This is a genomic window from Salinicola sp. 4072 (genome assembly GCF_036663415.1).
Lineage (GTDB): Bacteria > Pseudomonadota > Gammaproteobacteria > Pseudomonadales > Halomonadaceae > Salinicola > Salinicola salarius_A.
The window spans coordinates 117,747-134,248 of the sequence record NZ_JAXOVV010000008.1 but is presented as its reverse complement, the minus strand read 5'-3'; the positions used below and the strand labels follow the sequence as shown (position 1 = coordinate 134,248).

General features: G+C 63.9%; 9 protein-coding genes, 1 tRNA gene and 1 pseudogene. 9 read left to right on the top strand and 2 right to left on the bottom strand.

The features are described from left to right. Nucleotides 1-139: 139 nt before the first annotated feature. From R3F72_RS08080 to argE, 3 genes and pseudogenes are all read left to right on the top strand, one after another. Nucleotides 140-985 (top strand): annotated as a pseudogene (locus R3F72_RS08080) (TIGR00366 family protein); the annotation flags it as partial. Next, nucleotides 982-1,764, top strand: coding sequence for a FadR/GntR family transcriptional regulator (locus R3F72_RS08075; protein WP_087721003.1), 783 nt, complete (start codon nucleotides 982-984; stop codon nucleotides 1,762-1,764). The pseudogene R3F72_RS08080 and the gene R3F72_RS08075, both read left to right, overlap by 4 nt. Continuing rightward, nucleotides 1,764-2,927, top strand: a complete 1,164-nt coding sequence (gene argE, locus R3F72_RS08070; protein ID WP_373419442.1) for an acetylornithine deacetylase — start codon at nucleotides 1,764-1,766, stop codon at nucleotides 2,925-2,927. Before R3F72_RS08075 ends, argE begins: the two co-directional genes overlap by 1 nt. 112 nt (nucleotides 2,928-3,039) lie before the next feature. Here argE and R3F72_RS08065 read toward each other — a convergent pair. Both R3F72_RS08065 and R3F72_RS08060 read right to left on the bottom strand, forming a co-directional pair. Continuing rightward, nucleotides 3,040-3,116 (bottom strand) — tRNA-Met (locus R3F72_RS08065). A 143-nt stretch (nucleotides 3,117-3,259) separates the two neighbouring features. Then, nucleotides 3,260-4,210, bottom strand: a complete 951-nt coding sequence (locus R3F72_RS08060) for a choline ABC transporter substrate-binding protein (protein WP_087721045.1) — start codon at nucleotides 4,208-4,210, stop codon at nucleotides 3,260-3,262. 278 nt (nucleotides 4,211-4,488) lie between these two features. Here R3F72_RS08060 and betI point away from each other — a divergent pair, with 278 nt between their 5' ends. The 6 genes from betI (at nucleotide 4,489) to R3F72_RS08030 (ending at nucleotide 16,417) form a co-directional block, all read left to right on the top strand. After that, nucleotides 4,489-5,109 (top strand): transcriptional regulator BetI, encoded by a 621-nt coding sequence (gene betI / locus R3F72_RS08055; protein WP_087721044.1) that lies wholly within the window; start codon nucleotides 4,489-4,491, stop codon nucleotides 5,107-5,109. Nucleotides 5,110-5,162: 53 nt separating this feature from the next. After that, the gene (gene betB / locus R3F72_RS08050; RefSeq protein WP_087721043.1) at nucleotides 5,163-6,632 is read left to right on the top strand and encodes a betaine-aldehyde dehydrogenase; all 1,470 of its coding nucleotides are present in this window, start codon (nucleotides 5,163-5,165) and stop codon (nucleotides 6,630-6,632) included. Nucleotides 6,633-6,865: 233 nt separating this feature from the next. Next, on the top strand, nucleotides 6,866-8,554 hold the full coding sequence (gene betA, locus R3F72_RS08045) for a choline dehydrogenase (protein WP_087719027.1): 1,689 nt from the start codon (nucleotides 6,866-6,868) through the stop codon (nucleotides 8,552-8,554). A 392-nt stretch (nucleotides 8,555-8,946) separates the two neighbouring features. Further along, the gene (locus R3F72_RS08040; protein WP_087719026.1) at nucleotides 8,947-10,203 is read left to right on the top strand and encodes an efflux RND transporter periplasmic adaptor subunit; all 1,257 of its coding nucleotides are present in this window, start codon (nucleotides 8,947-8,949) and stop codon (nucleotides 10,201-10,203) included. Beyond that, nucleotides 10,200-13,319, top strand: coding sequence for a multidrug efflux RND transporter permease subunit (locus tag R3F72_RS08035; RefSeq protein ID WP_332779382.1), 3,120 nt, complete (start codon nucleotides 10,200-10,202; stop codon nucleotides 13,317-13,319). Before R3F72_RS08040 ends, R3F72_RS08035 begins: the two co-directional genes overlap by 4 nt. Then, nucleotides 13,316-16,417, top strand: coding sequence for an efflux RND transporter permease subunit (locus R3F72_RS08030; RefSeq protein ID WP_303854820.1), 3,102 nt, complete (start codon nucleotides 13,316-13,318; stop codon nucleotides 16,415-16,417). Before R3F72_RS08035 ends, R3F72_RS08030 begins: the two co-directional genes overlap by 4 nt. Nucleotides 16,418-16,502: the final 85 nt, after the last annotated feature.

Genomic DNA, 16,502 nt, shown 5'->3' with positions numbered 1-16,502 from the left:
AGGTGGATAGGCTTTCACCCATAGCGGATGGCTCTCTTGGTTCAGATTCTTGGCGGAACACACTGAATTTTCAAGAGAATACCATCCGCTATCTTCGTTTTCGGGCCGGCCTCATGAATAAGCCGGGTATACCGTTGGCGTCTCCGACCAGATCGCACAATTGCCGATGTTCTCGGGTGCCGGGCTGAGGAGCGTGCTATGCCTCGGCGCCCTGGCACTATTGGCACATCACACCAGCCGCTACATGAAACGCCTGCGCGCAGATGCCAGTGCCTCGCTGCTCGAGCGTGACGAGCACGACGCCTCTCTCGATAAGCCGATCGACGACTATCGACTGTCGGCGTCGGATCTTCGGGTCATTGGCACCTTCGTGGTCGGCCTCGCCATCATGCTCTACGGGGTCTTCGCCCACGGGTGGTATATCAACGAAATTTCCGGCGTATTCGTGGCCATGACCATCGCCATTGGTGCCATGGCCAAGCTTTCGCCTGCCGACATCAATCGATACTTCTTCGAGGGCACGGCATCGGTGACAACCGGCGCACTTTTGGTGGGCCTGGCCCGGGCGCTGCAGGTCCTGCTCGAACAGGGCAGCATCGGCGATACCATCGTCCACGGCCTGGCAGAACCGCTGGCCAATCTGCCGGTACTGGCATCAACGCTCGCCATGACCCTGGTGCATTCGGTCATCAACGTTTTCATTCCCTCGGGCAGCGGCCAGGCCATGGCCACCATGCCGATCATGATTCCTCTGTCCGACTTGATCGGGATGACCCGGCAAACCGCGATTCTGGCGTTCCAGGTCGGTGATGGCCTGACCAATATGGTGGTACCGACCTCCGGTGGAACATTGGCCATGTTGGCCATTGCCCGCGTGCCATATGACCGCTGGGTGCGCTTCTTCTTCCCATTGCTGGTCAAGGTCTTCCTGCTCAGTTGGCTGATTCTGGCATTTGCGGTGGCGATCGGCTGGGGGCCGGCGTGAGCCGTAAACGTTCGGACCAGATCGCCGACGGGCTACGCGAACGGATTCTCTCCGGCGAGCTGCCGCCCGGCGCCAGGCTGGAAAGCGAATCCGCCCTGAGCGCTCGCCTTTCGACCAGCAAGTGGACACTGCGCGAGGCATTGAAGTCGCTCGAGACCCAAGGCCTGGTCCGAGTCAAAAGCGGCCCGGGCGGTGGTGCCAGTGTCACCGAAGTGAGCGCCGCCACCGCCAACGAGTTGCTGTGGAATTTCTGCTTCAGCCGTGACCTGTCGGTGCCGGACATCTACGCGCTGCGCAAGCTGCTGGAACCGGCTCTGGCACGCGAGGTGACACCACTGCTCGACGCGGCCGCTCTGGAGCGCTTAAGCGCCACCGCCGGGCGTTGCTGCAGTGACCGGCGCGATGGACGTGGCGTATCGGAACGAAAAGATGAGTTGAACTTCCACAACCTGCTCGCCGCAGCGTCGCCTAACCCGTTGCTTCGCTTTCTGGTCGAATTCCTGAATGGGTTGCTGCTCAAGGTGGTTGCCGCACAGCATCTCGATCCAGCTCTGACTGGGGTCGATATCAATTATCACGGTCATGACTATCATCTGGAACTGATCGAAGCCTTCCGTGAATGCGATGCCGAGCGGGCCGGCCGCTTGATGTTCGACCACATGGAGGCCGCCGAACGCTACATGGCCGAACTGACGGCGCTGGCCGGACGTAACCGCTCGCCCGGCGACAACGACAGCGGAACTCATGACAACGAGACAAATGACAACGAGGATTCATGATGTCCATGACGCCCCATAACGCCGCCGATATGCTCGCCAAACTGGTCGGCTTCGATACCGTATCGCGACACTCCAATCTTGCACTGATCGAATTCATCGAAGCGCATCTCGCCGAATACGGCGTCGAGAGCTGGCGTGTCGAGAACGATGACGGCAGCAAATCGAACCTGATCGCCAGGATCGGGCCGGCGGTCGAAGGTGGGGTGGCGCTCTCCGGCCATACCGATGTAGTGCCGGTCGACGGCCAGCCCTGGACCACCGATCCATTCACGCTGACCGCCCATGACGACAAGCTCTATGGACGCGGCAGCTGCGACATGAAGGGCTTTATCGCCTGCGCACTGGCACAGGTGCCGCACTGGGTCGAGCAAAAGCTCAAGAAACCGATCTGGCTGGCATTCTCCTATGACGAAGAGATCGGCTGCCTGGGCGCCCCACGCATGATCGAGCGCCTGGCTGGCGAGCTTCCCCGCCCGGCGGTCGTGGTGGTCGGCGAGCCGACATTGATGCAGCCGGTGACCCAGCAGAAAGGGATTACCTCGCTGAAAACGGTCGTGCATGGCGTCGAGTCTCACTCGAGCCAGGTGGACCAGGGTATTTCGGCGATCCATGTTGCCGCACGACTGGTGACACGGATCGAGGAAATCATGACGGAACTCGTACGCGAAGGTCGAACCAACTCGGCCTTCAATGTGGCCCATTCAAGCCTTCATGTGGGACGCATCCATGGCGGCACCGCAATCAACATCATGGCCCGCGAGTGTGCTTTCGAGTGGGAAATCCGGCACCTTCCCGAAGAGGGCTTCGAGGCAGTCTTTGAGCGCTTCATGACTTACAGCCGACGATTGGAAAGCAAGCTCAAGGCCCGCGACCCCCGCTTTGCCATCGAAACCACGCCCCTGACCCATACCGTGCCGGGGCTCGCCGGCAGCGACAACCGAACGGCCATTGCGCTGTGCGCGCAGCTTCTGGGAGAGCGCGAAGCGGAAGCGGTCGCTTATGCCACCGAAGCCGGTCAGTTTCAGCGGGCAGGACTCGAGGCCATCATCTGCGGACCGGGAAGCATCGCCCAAGCCCATCAGCCGGATGAATTCATCAGCGAAGATCAGCTCGAGCAAGGTGCCGAGTTCATGCGCCGACTCGGCCAGCTACTGGAAGCCTGAGGCAGCCTGAGACAGAGGAACGCAGAACGAAAAATCTGGAATGGCGCTTCTCGACATGCAGTCGACAAGACGGTCTTGGCGCAAGCCAGGAAAGCGAGTCAGGGAAGGCAGGTGGTGGCTACGCCCTGATTCGAACAGGGGACCCCATCATTATGAGTGATGTGCTCTAACCAGCTGAGCTACGTAGCCAACGATGTCACTTGCATACTGCAGACGTTGCCGAGTGACAACGGGGGCGGACTATACCTGCGAGCTCGCCGAAGGACAAGCCCGCAGTGAAAATCGAGGCGAATTTCTGCGTCACCTCTCCTTTCGCGCCGCCCCCGGCGTCGTCAGATATCCAGCGCCTGCTTGACTGCCGGCAAGCCCGGTTCGCCGTCGGCCGTCTTCACGCCTTCGAGCCATCCATCCAGCGTTTCGGGATGGGCCTTGAGCCAGGCGCGAGCGGCGTCTTTCTCGTCTTCGCCGTCGTCCATGATGCTGCCCATCACCTCGTTCTCCATATCCAGCGTGAAGCTCAGATTCTGGAGGAACTGGCCAACGTTGCCGCACTCATCGATGTAGCCGGCACGGGTATTGGTGTAGACGGTCGCCCCGCCGTAATCCGGGCCGAAGTAGTCGTCCGCGCCGGACAGGTAGCCGATGTCGAAGTTGGTGTTCATCGGGTGCGGAGCCCAGCCCAGGAATACCATCCAGTCCTCGCTCTGGGTGCGCGCCTTGACCTCGGCCAGCATGCCGGCTTCGCTGGAGTCGACCAGCTCCCAGTCGCCCAGGCCGAACGCATCGTCATCGATCATCTGCTGGATGATCAGGTTGCCGTCGTTGCCCGCTTCGATGCCGAACAGCTTGTGGCCGAACTGGTCCGCATGCTCGTCCAGGTCGGCGACCGAGGTCACGCCAGCGTCGATGATGTATTGCGGTACGGCCAGGGTGTACTTGGCCCCTTCGAGATTCGGGCGGGGGCGATCGACCTGACCTTTCTCGATGTAGGGATCGCTGATCGACTTCATCGACGGCATCCAGTTACCCAGGAAGACGTCGAAGTCGCCGTTCTTCATGCCCGCATAGGCCACTGGCACGGAGACGGTATCGGAAGTCGCTTCATAGCCGAGCCCTTCGAGCACGACGCTGGCCAGTGCAGTGGTTGCCTGAATATCGGTCCAGCCCACCTCGGCAAAGCGGACCGTCTGGCAGCTTTCGGGTTCCTGCGCCTGTGCCTGCGCCATCGGTACTGCCGCCAGGCCGGCGCCGGCCAGGGTCCAGAGGATGGTCGAGTATTTCATGCTTGCACTCCCTGATCGTCTTGTAGGTTATCAATAATTACTGCTTATCGAATGCCGAATTTTTCATTCGATGGCACAATACACTAGTTTTTATTGATTGACCGTTCAATAAAAAATTCCCATAATGGTGGCTCGCTGAGGATGAAAGCGAAGTTGATGAGCGCGGAATGGATGGGCGCTAGGTTGTTCAGCGCCCTGTTCGAGCCGCCTTCGGACGACGCCTGAAGCGGGCGACTCGCAGACTTTCATCCCCTCAGCCCCGATTCAGGAGGAGCGCCGTGCCGAAACTGGGTATGCAGCCCATTCGTCGCCGACAATTGATTCAGGCAACGCTGGAAGCAATCGACGAGCTAGGGCTGGCCGACGCCACCATCGCGCGCATCGCCAAGCGCGCGGGCGTCTCTACCGGCATCATCAGCCACTACTTCGCCGGCAAGGACGGGCTGCTGGAAGCCACCATGCGCCACGTGCTGAGCGATCTGGGCACGGCGGTGCTGGAGCGCCGCACGGCGCTGGGCAATGCGCCCCCGGAAGCCCATCTGCGCGCCATCATCGACGGCAACTTCGATCGCAGCCAGACCAGCCGCTCGGTCATGAAGACCTGGCTGGCGTTCTGGGCCAGCAGCATGCATCACCGCCCGCTTCAGCGGCTGCAGCGCGTCAACGATCGCCGGCTCTACTCCAACCTGAGCTGCCAGTTCCGACGCGTGCTGCCCAAGCAGGAAGCGAGAGATGCCGCACGAGGCCTGGCGGCGCTGATCGACGGCCTGTGGCTGCGCGGCGCCCTGGCGCAGGAAGGACTCAACGTGGAGCGCGCCCGTCAACTGGCCTACGACTACGTTCGGGTGCAGCTCGACGCCGCAAGGCACACCCGGACGCGCGCCAACGACTACGCTTGAAGCGGCGCCCCTCAGCAACGCTATTTCATTCGCCATCCGAAGGGAGAGTCATCATGGCACGACTCGAAACGCAGACACTTTACATCGACGGTCGCCACACGCCGGCCAGTGGCAACGAAACCTTCGACGCCGTCAATCCGGCGAATGGCGAGATCATTGCCAGCGTCCAGCAGGCAACGGCGGCCGATGTCGATAAGGCGATCGACAGCGCCCAGCGCGCCCAGCGCCAGTGGGCGGCGATGACCGGAATGGAGCGTGCGCGAATCCTGCACAAGGCGGTCGCCCTGCTGCGTGAGCGCAACGACGAGCTGGCCGAGCTGGAGACGTTGAACACCGGCAAGCCGATCAGCGAGACGGCCAGCGTCGACATCGTGACCGGAGCGGACGCGCTGGAGTACTTCGCCGGGCTGGCGCCGAGCATCGAGGGAACGCAGATCCCGCTGCGCGAAGACTCGTTCGTCTACACCCGCCGCGAGCCGCTGGGCGTCATCGGCGCCATCGGCGCGTGGAACTACCCGATCCAGATCGCCTGCTGGAAAGCCGCCCCGGCCCTGGCCGCGGGCAACGCGGTGGTGTTCAAGCCGAGCGAAGTGACGCCGTTGACCGCGATGAAACTGGCGGAAATCTTCACCGAAGCCGGCCTGCCGGACGGCGTGTTCAACGTCGTTCACGGCGACGGTAGTGTCGGCGCCATGCTCACCGAGCATCCGGGCCTGGCCAAGATCACCTTCACCGGCGAAGTGGGCACCGGCAAGAAGGTCATGTCCGCTGCGGCCAGCTCCACGCTGAAGCAAGTCACCATGGAGCTTGGCGGCAAGTCGCCGCTGATCGTCTTCGACGATGCCGATCTCGATCGTGCCGCCGACGGCGCCATGATGGCCAACTTCTACTCCAGTGGTCAGGTCTGCACCAACGGCACCCGCGTATTCGTGCACAGCGCGGTCAAGGAAGCGTTCGAAGCCAAGATCGTCGAGCGCGTCAACCGCATCAAGGCCGGCGACCCGCTGAATCCGGAGACCAACTTCGGCCCACTGGTCAGCTTCGAGCATCTGGAGAAGGTCTCCGGCTACCTGGAGACCGCCAAGCAGGACGGCGCTCGCCTGCTGGTGGGCGGCAACCGCATGACCGATGGCGATTTTGCCGGCGGCGCCTGGGTCGCCCCGACTGTCTATACCGACTGCCAGGACGAGATGCGCATCGTCCGCGAGGAGATCTTCGGGCCGATCATGGCGATCCTCTCCTTCGACGACGAGGAAGAGGTGATTCGCCGCGCCAACGATACCGAGTACGGCCTGGCGGCCGGCCTGTTCACCGAAGGGCTCAACCGCGCTCACCGGGTCATCCACCGGATCGAGGCCGGCATCTGCTGGATCAACACCTGGGGCGACTCCCCCGCCGAGATGCCGGTGGGCGGCTACAAGCAGTCCGGCATCGGCCGCGAGAACGGCATCGAGACGCTGGCGCACTATACCCAGACGAAGTCGGTGCAGGTCGAGATGGGGCCGTTCGCCTCGGTGTTCTGACATCAGCGACGGGCCACGGGCTATGAGCTGCGAGCTGAAGGTCAAAAACGGAAAACCGGCGCGAGCCGCGGAGGAAATCATCGGCCAACGTCCGAGGTTCGCAATTCCTTCGCTCGAAGCTGCTTTGTACAGCGCCCCAAAGCCGGCGCTAGTCGAAGCTCGTAGCTCGTAGCTCGTAGCTCGTAGCTCGTAGCTCGTAGCTCGTCGCTTAATTTTCTAGAAGGAGCGTGTGTATGCAACAGGCTCAGGAATTCGATTACATCATCATCGGTGCCGGTTCGGCGGGTAACGTGCTCGCCACACGCCTGACCGAGGATCCGGCGGTCAGCGTGCTGCTGCTGGAAGCCGGCGGGCCGGATTACCGCGCCGACTTCCGCACCCAGATGCCGGCGGCGCTGGCGTACCCGCTGCAGGGCAAGCGCTACAACTGGGCGTTCGAAACCGACCCGGAACCGCACATGGACAACCGTCGCATGGAGTGCGGTCGCGGTAAGGGTCTGGGTGGCTCGTCATTGATCAACGGCATGTGCTATATCCGCGGCAATGCCATGGATCTGGACAACTGGGCCAGGCAGCCCAGTCTGGAGGACTGGACCTACCGCGACTGCCTGCCCTATTACCGCAAGGCGGAAACCCGCGATATCGGCCCCAACGACTATCACGGCGGCGACGGTCCGCTGAGTGTTGCCACGCCCAAGGAAGACAATAACCCGCTTTATCAGGCGTTCATCGAGGCCGGCGTGCAGGCGGGCTATCCGCGTACCGACGACCTCAACGGCTATCAGCAGGAAGGCTTCGGCCCCATGGATCGGTCGACGACGCCCAACGGCCGGCGCTCTTCGACCGCTCGCGGCTACCTGGATATCGCCAAGCGGCGCGAGAACCTGACCATCGTCACCCACGCCACGACCGATCGCATCCTGTTCGAGGATCAGCGCGCCATCGGCGTGAACTATCTTCACAAGAGCCAGCCGCGCCAAGCGCTGGCGCGTCGCGAAGTGCTGCTGTGCGGCGGCGCGATCGCCTCGCCGCAGATTCTTCAGCGATCGGGCGTGGGCAATCCGGCGCTGCTGGAGAAGCTGGGCATTCCCGTCGTGCATCCGCTCAAGGGCGTTGGCGAGAACCTGCAGGACCACCTGGAGATGTACATCCAGTACGAGTGCAAGGAGCCGGTATCGCTCTATCCGGCGCTCAAGTGGTACAACCAGCCGAAGATCGGCGCGGAGTGGATGTTGCTGGGCAAGGGCGTCGGCGCCAGCAACCAGTTCGAGGCCGGCGGCTTCATCCGCACCGGCGACAGCGAGGAGTGGCCCAATCTCCAGTACCATTTCCTGCCGATCGCGATCAGCTACAACGGCAAGAGCGCGGTCCAGGCGCACGGCTTCCAGGCCCACGTCGGCTCGATGCGCTCCGAAAGCCGCGGGCGCGTCCAGCTGCGGGACAGGAACCCGCGCAGTGCGCCCAGCATCCTGTTCAACTACATGTCTACCCAGCGCGACTGGGAAGAGTTCCGCGCCGCGATTCGCCTGACCCGCGAGATCATCGACCAGCCGGCGATGGATGCCTATCGCGGCCGGGAAATCTCGCCGGGGCCGGACGTGCAGTCCGACGAACAGCTCGACGCTTTCGTGCGCGAGCACGCCGAGACCGCCTACCACCCCTGTGGCACCTGCCGCATGGGCACCGGCGACGATGCGGTGGTCGATCATGAAGGCCGTGTCCACGGCATCGAAAGCCTGCGCGTCATCGATGCCTCGATCATGCCGCAGATCGTGACCGGCAACCTCAACGCCACCACCATCATGATCGCCGAGAAACTCGCCGACCGTGTGCGGGGCCGCGAACCGCTGCCGCGCTCCGACGCACCCTACTACGTGGCCAACGGCGCGCCGGCACGCCAGACCCCGGCCAAAAGCGCCTGACGACATCACGGGGCGCCGACGCGCCCCTGACCGACAACCATCCCCGCGACACGCGCCCGCCCGACCGCCATTGCCGCACTGAGACGCCCTTTCCCCACGCTCTCTGCCTGCCCCGCACTGCCCTGGCCGGGCACCGTCCTCGGCGCCATCCATGGCGGTTGCGCTTCGAAAACGACTGATGCAACGTTCGCTCTCTTATCCGCGATCCGCGGAACGATTCTTCTCCACAGAGATGATTTTTGTCCGCATAGACGATTTTTGTCCGCGAAGATGATTTGCGCGCTAATTGCGCATTGTTCGAACAGTGTTCCGTTACACTGGGTTCGTCTTTACGCTAGCCCCGCCCCTGTCGTGAGTTCGTCATAAAGCCAGTACAAGGACCGTTGCCCGTTATGCCCTCTTCCTCTTCGTCGCCCCAGAATCGTCGACCGCTACGCTGGCTGTGGTTGCTGTTGCTGGTGATCATCGTGGCCGCCGTTGCCTATTACGTGTTCGGCCGAGGCGAAGACTCGCAAGCACCCGATGGCAACGCCGGGCAAGCCGGTGGGCGCGGCGCGATGACGACTGCCATTTCCGCCGTGGCCGCCAGCCGGGGCGATCTGCCGATCGAGCTGACCGCGCTGGGAACGGTACGCCCGCTTCAGAGCGTCGCCGTGCGGCCCCGCGTCGAAGGCGAACTGCTGTCGGTGGATTTCGAGGAAGGCGAGACGGTCCAGAAAGGGCAGCAGCTTGCGCAGGTCGACCCACGCGACTATCAGGCGCAGCTGGATCAGGCCAAGGGCCAGCTCGCCCAGGACCAGGCCCAGCTAGCCTCCGCCCGCGAGGATCTGGCCCGCTACGAGAAGCTCATCGGCTCCAACTATGTGTCTCAGCAGGAGCTGGAACAGCAGCGCCAGCTGGTACGTCAGTACGAGGGCACCGTCGCCAGCGACCAAGCCAGCGTCCAGAGCGCTCAGGTCCAGCTCGACTACACCGATATCGTCGCGCCGATTACCGGCGTGGTGGGGATTCGTAACGTCGACCCCGGCAACATCATCCAGCTCGGCGACGATGATCCGATCGTCACCATCACCCAGCTCGATCCGATCTCGGTGATCTTCTCGCTGCCCAGCCGCTATGTCGACACGGTCCGAGGGCGCCTCGAGGGAGGCGAGCATCCGGCGGTTAGCGTGACCGGCACCGACGGCGAAACCTACTCGGGCCAGCTGAGCAGCATCGACAGCAACATCAACAGCGCCACGGGCACGATTCGACTGCGCGCCACCTTCGACAACCCGGCCGGCGGCCTCTATCCCAATGCCTACGTCGATGTCAGCCTGGTCTCGCAGATCCTTCGCGACCAGGTGATCGTGCCGGAACCGGCGGTACAGACCGGCCAGGACGGCAACTACGTCTATGTGGTCGAGGACGATGATACCGTCACCCGCCGCGAGGTGACGTTGGCCGCCACGCAGGACTCGCAGAGCGCCCTCTCCTCCGGCGTCGAGCCGGGCGAGCGCGTGGTCGTCGATGGCGTCGACAGCCTGCGGGAAGGCGCCAGGGTACGGGTAGTCAGCGATGCCCTGCCGGGAGAGTCGAGCGACGAGGTTACGGACCCGGCCAGCGGTGACGTGGCGAACCAGGCCGGCGGTGACGGCAGCGCGTCATGAATCCGTCTCGTCTTTTCATCTTGCGTCCGGTCGCCACGTCACTGGTGATGCTGGCGATCCTGATCGCGGGAGCCCTCTCCTATCGGCTGCTGACGATCTCGTCGCTGCCGGAGGTGGAATTCCCAACGATCCAGGTCACCACGCTCTATCCCGGCGCCGGCCCGGACGTGATGCTTTCTCACGTCACCTCGCCACTGGAGGACGAGCTCGGCGAAATCTCGGGGCTGGAGGACATGAGTTCGACCAGTACCGGCGGCGCCTCGCTGATCACGCTGCGGTTCTCGCTCGATTCCGATCTGGGCGTCGCCGAGCAGGAGGTCCAGGCAGCGCTCAGCCAGGCCGAAACGCTGCTGCCGGACGACCTGCCCCGCCCGCCCAGCTACAGCAAGGTCAACCCGGCGGACACGCCGATCATGACGCTGGCCGTCAGTTCGGACACCCTGCCACTGACCCAGGTCTACGATCTGGTCGACACGCGCATGGCGCAGAAGATCGCCCAGATCAGCGGCGTGGGCCAGGTCAAGCTGGCCGGCGGCCACCAGCCGGCCGTGCGGATTACCGTCGATTCGCGCCAGCTCGCGGCCTACGGGCTCGACCTTGCGGCGGTACGCAGTGCCGTCGATGCCGCCAACGTCAATCAGGCCAAGGGCACGCTGTACGGCCCCTACCGCGCCTACAGCATCGATGCCAACGACCAGTTGCTGTCGGCGAGCGGTTATCGCGACCTGATTCTCAAGGCCGACGACGGCTCGGTGCTGCGATTATCGGACGTGGCCAGTGTCGAGGATGGCGCCGAGAACGCCTATCTCTCGGCCTGGGCCAACCGCGAAGGCGCCATCCTCATCGACGTGCTGCGCCAGCCCGGCGCCAACGTGGTCGGCGTCGCCGACGCGATCAAGCAGAGCCTGCCGGCGCTGGAGAACACCCTGCCGGCCAATGTCGACGTCGACATACTCACCGACCGTACCACCACCATTCGTGCCGCGGTGGAGGACGTGCAGTTCGAGTTGATCCTCGCCATCGGGCTGGTGGTGATGGTGACCTTCCTGTTTCTGCGCAACATCCCGGCCACGCTGATCCCCAGCCTGGCGGTGCCGCTGTCGCTGGTCGGCACCTTCGGCGCAATGTACCTGGCGGGGTTCAGCCTCAACAACCTGACCCTGATGGCACTGACCATCGCCACCGGCTTCGTCATCGATGACGCCATCGTGGTGCTGGAGAACATCACCCGCTACATCGAGAAGGGCGAGAAGCCGCTGGCGGCGGCGCTCAAAGGCTCCCGACAGATCGCCTTCACCATTCTCTCGCTGACGATCTCGCTGCTGGCAGTGCTGATACCGCTGGTGTTCATGAGTGGCGTGGTCGGCGTGCTGTTCCGCGAATTCGCACTGACCCTGGCGATCTCGATCCTGATCTCCGCCTTCGTCTCGCTGACGCTGACGCCGATGCTGTGCGCGCGCTGGCTGAAACATCGTCCCGAAGCCGCCGGGAACGGCGAAGAGGCGTCAGACGACGAGGCCATGGTCCGCAATCGCCAGGGCCTGTTCGGCCGCCTGACACGGGGCTACGAGCATGCTCTGGACTGGATTCTAGGTCACCAGACGCTGACGCTGCTGGTCGCGGTCGCCACACTGGGCGTCACCGCCCTGCTGTTCCTCGCCACGCCCAAGGGGCTGTTCCCGGTGCAGGATACCGGCGTCATTCGCGGCATCACCACCGCCACGCAATCGACGTCGTTCGAGGCGATGTCGGCGCGCCAGCAACAGCTGGTCGACCGCCTGCTCCAGGATCCCGCGGTCGAAAGCCTCTCCTCCAGCGTAGGTATCGACGGCACCAACACTACGCTCAACGGCGGGCGCCTCTCGATCAATCTCAAGCCGCTGGACGAGCGCGACGACATGGATAGCGTGCTGGCACGGCTACGCAGCGAAAGCCAGGACGTCCCCGGCCTGTCGCTCGCCCTGCAGCCGGTGCAGGATCTGACGCTGGAAGACACCATCAGCCGCTACCCGTATCAGTTCGCGCTGACCCAGGGCGACCGCGAGGTGCTGAACGACGATGCCGCCAGACTGCTCGCGGCGCTGGAACAATCGCCGGCCATCGCCAACGTCAGCAGCGATGTCCAGAACGCCGGGCGCAAGCTCGAGGTCATCATCGACCGCGCTCGTGCCGGCCAGCTCGGCATCAGCGTCGCCGATATCGACGATGCGCTCTACGACGCCTTCGGCCAGCGCCTGATCTCGACCATCTTCACCCAGGCCAGCCAGTATCGCGTCGTGCTCGCCGCCAACACGACCGACAGCGAAGGTCCGCAAGCGCTATCACGCCTCTACGTCACCAACGACGACGATGAGCTGATACCGCTATCGACACTGGTGACCCTGGCCGAGCGCACCACGCCGCTCTCGTTGCAGCGTCAGAACCAGTTCCCCTCGGTATTGATGTCGTTCGCCGTCGCCGACGGCTACTCGCTGTCGGACGCCTTCGAGGCGGTCGACCAGGCGGCGGCCCAGACGCTGAGCGGCCAGACCTCGCTGGACTACCGCGGTTCAGCGCTGGCCTATACCCAGTCCACCAGCGATACCCTGTGGCTGATCCTGGCCGCCATCGTCACCATGTACATCGTGCTGGGGATTCTCTACGAGAGCTATATCCACCCGCTGACGATCCTGTCGACGCTGCCCTCCGCCGCCATCGGCGCCCTGCTGGCGCTCCAGATCAGCGGCTACTCGCTGGGGCTGGTAGCAATCATCGGCATCATCCTGCTGATCGGCATCGTCAAGAAGAACGCCATCATGATGATCGACTTCGCGCTGGAGGCGCAGCGCGAGCGCGGCATGTCGGCGGAGAAGGCGATTCACACCGCCGCGCTGCTGCGTTTCCGGCCGATCATGATGACCACCTGCGCGGCACTGCTCGGCGCGCTACCGCTCATGTTCGCCAGCGGCTACGGTGCCGAGCTTCGTCAGCCGCTGGGCATCACCATGGTCGGCGGGCTGTTGTTCAGCCAGTTGCTGACACTGTTCACCACACCGGTGATTTACCTGTTCTTCGACCGTCTCGCTTCGCGCTGGCGGCACGCTGAAAACGAGAGCGGCATCGAGGTCACATCGTGAGTCTGTCGTCACCTTTCGTTCGTCGGCCGGTGGCAACGATTCTGCTGGCATTGGCCATCGTACTGCTGGGCTCGCTCGCCTACGAGCGCCTTCCGGTGGCCCCGCTGCCCAACGTGTCGTTCCCGACCATCCTGGTATCGGCGAGCCTGAGCGGCGCCAATCCGGAAACCATGGCCTCGACGGTGGCAACACCGCTGGAGCGTTCGCTGGGCCGCATCCCCGGTATCACCCAGATGACCTCGTCGAGTTCGGATAGCTCCACCAGCGTGATCATCCAGTTCGATCTCGATAAGGACATCAACGTCGCGGCGCAGGAAGTCCAGGCCGCGATCAACGACGCCCAGCCGCTGCTGCCCAGCGCCATGACCAGCCGGCCCCAGTATCGCAAACTCAACCCGGCGTCGGCGCCGGTGATGATCCTCTCGCTGACCTCCGACTCGCTGCCCACCAGCGAGCTCTATCGTCTCGCCGACAGCAAGATCGCGCCGCCCATCGCTCAGGTGCCGGGGGTCGGCGACGTCAACGTCGGCGGCAGCTCGTCACCGGCAGTACGCGTCTCACTCGATCCGCGCAAGCTCAACCATGCCGGCATCACGCTCGACGCGGTGGCCGGCGCGCTGAGGGCAGCGACGACCCAATCTCCCACCGGCTTCGTGCAGACCGTCGAACATCGCTGGGAAGTGCAGACCGACTCCCAGTTGCTGAAAGCGAGCGACTACAGCCAGATCGTGATCGCCCGCGACGACGGCTCGCAGATGCGCCTGGGCGACGTGGCCACCATCACCGATGGCGTGGAAGACCGCTACAACGTCGGCTTCCAGAACGATCTGCCCGCCGTGCTGCTGGTGATCAGCAGCGCCAGCGGGGCCAACATCATCGACACCATCGCCGGCGTCAGGGAGCGAATGGACGAAATCCGCAGCCTGCTGCCGCAGAACATCAATCTCAGCGTGCAGCTCGACCGCGCGCCTGGCATCCAGGCCTCGCTGCATGAAACCCAGCTGACGCTTCTGCTGGCGGTGGTCCTGGTGGTGCTAGTGGTGTTCGTGTTCCTGCGCAACGCTCGCGCCACCATCATTCCCAGCGTCGCGATTCCGGTGTCGCTGGTCGGCACCTTCGCCATGATGTGGGCCTTCGGCTTCTCCCTCGATACGCTGTCGCTGATGGCACTGATCGTGTCGATCGGCTTTCTGGTCGACGATGCCATCGTCGTGGTCGAGAACATTGCGCGGCATATCGAGCAGGGGGTGAAGCCTTTCCAGGCCGCGCTGCTGGGCGCCAGGGAGGTGGGCTTCACGGTGACAGCGATGAGCGTCTCGCTGGTGGCGGTGTTCATTCCGCTGCTGCTGCTCGGCGGCTTCATCGGCCGGATGTTCCACGAGTTCGCGGTGACCTTGTCGCTGGCCATCGGCGTCTCGCTGCTGGTGTCGCTGACGCTGACACCGATGCTCTGCGCGCGCTGGCTCAAGCCGCATCCCGAGCGTCAGCGCCAACCCGGATGGGAGAGAGCCCTGACCGCGACCGGCAATGCGTTCGTGCGCGGCTACGCCAGGTCGCTGGATGTCGCTCTCAAGCATCGCCGGCTGACGCTGCTCTCGCTGGTCGCCGTGATCGTCCTCAACGGCTACCTGTATACCGTCGTCGACAAGGGTTTTATCCCCGACCAGGATACCGGCCGCCTGCTCGGCACCATGCGCGGCGACCAGGCGCTGTCGTTCGAGGCCGTCTCGGACAAGCTCGGCCAGGTTCGCGAGCGGCTGCAGGCCGACCCGGCGGTGGAGAGCGTGCTGGGCTTCATGGGCAGCGGCGGCCCGGGACGTGGCGGCTCCTCGGCAACGCTTTTCATCACTCTGAAAGCCGAGCGTCAGGGCTCGACGCAGGCCATCGGCAATCGCCTGACAGCAAGTCTTCAGGGCCTGACCGGGGTCAGCACGTTCATGTTTCCGCTGCAGGACATTCGCATCGGCGGCCGTTCCAGCAGCGCGTCACAGTACGAGATCACGCTCAAGAGCGACGATCTCGATCTGCTCGGCGACTGGGCCGGCAAGGTCCGGCAGGCGATGCAGCAGGTCGACGGCATTACCGGCATCGACAGCGACAGCCGTGGCGAAGGCCTGGCTGCCAAGCTGGTCGTCGACCGGGAGACCGCCTCGCGTCTCGGCGTCGACATGCGCACCATCGATACCGCGCTGGGCAACGCCTTCGCCCAGAGCAAGGTTGTGAGCCTCTTTGATGCCGACGAGCAGCGCTACGTGGTGATGGAGGTGGCTGCGCCCTATCGCCAGGCGCCGGACGCGATCGGCGATCTCTACGTCAGCGGGACCGACGGCGAGATGATCCCGATCTCGGCGTTCAGCCACGTGGAGCGCAGCACGACGCCAGTCAGCGTCAATCATCAGGGACAGTTCGCCGCCTCGACGATCTCGTTCAATCTGGAAGATGGCATTTCGCTGGGCGACGCCACGACACGTATTCGCCAGGCCGTCGACGCGCTTCACCTTCCTACCGACGTCCAGGTCGATTTCGAGGGCAGCGCCGGCACCTTCCAGAGCGGTATCGAGGCGATGCCGTGGCTGATCCTGGCCGCGCTGGTCACGGTCTATCTGGTGCTGGGAATTCTCTACGAGAGCTATATTCATCCGCTGACGATTCTGTCGACGCTGCCTTCCGCCGGGGTGGGTGCGCTACTAGCGCTGATGGCGCTGGACACGCCCTTCACTCTGATCGCGTTGATCGGCATCATCCTGCTGATCGGCGTGGTCAAGAAGAACGCGATCATGCTGGTCGACTTCGCGGTCGTCTGCGAGCGCGACCAGGGCATGACGCCGCAGGACGCGATTCGCCATGCCGCGCTGGTGCGTTTCCGGCCGATCATGATGACCACGCTGGCGGCACTGCTCGGCGCGCTGCCGCTGCTGCTCGGCACCGACGAGAACGCCGGCCTGCGGGCGCCACTGGGCATCACCATCATCGGCGGGCTGATCGTCAGCCAGATCCTCACGCTCTATACCACGCCGGTGGTCTATCTCTATCTCGACCGGCTCCACCGTCGGCTGCGACCGCGGCACATAGAGTCGACACAGACCCGCGAAGCGTGAGCGCTCGTCGCTCGTCACCAATAGTCCCAAAGGATGATCCCGGCGGCTCTAGTCAGCCGTCACGGGATCGGCTAGTCTGAAAACC

What these genes read in the sequence shown, in the direction of transcription:
- argE (WP_373419442.1), top strand. Translation starts at nt 1,764, where the DNA reads ATGTCCATGACGCCCCATAACGCCGCCGATATGCTCGCCAAACTGGTC.
- R3F72_RS08060 (WP_087721045.1), bottom strand. Translation starts at nt 4,210, where the DNA reads ATGAAATACTCGACCATCCTCTGGACCCTGGCCGGCGCCGGCCTGGCG.
- betB (WP_087721043.1), top strand. Translation starts at nt 5,163, where the DNA reads ATGGCACGACTCGAAACGCAGACACTTTACATCGACGGTCGCCACACG.
- betA (WP_087719027.1), top strand. Translation starts at nt 6,866, where the DNA reads ATGCAACAGGCTCAGGAATTCGATTACATCATCATCGGTGCCGGTTCG.
- R3F72_RS08040 (WP_087719026.1), top strand. Translation starts at nt 8,947, where the DNA reads ATGCCCTCTTCCTCTTCGTCGCCCCAGAATCGTCGACCGCTACGCTGG.
- R3F72_RS08035 (WP_332779382.1), top strand. Translation starts at nt 10,200, where the DNA reads ATGAATCCGTCTCGTCTTTTCATCTTGCGTCCGGTCGCCACGTCACTG.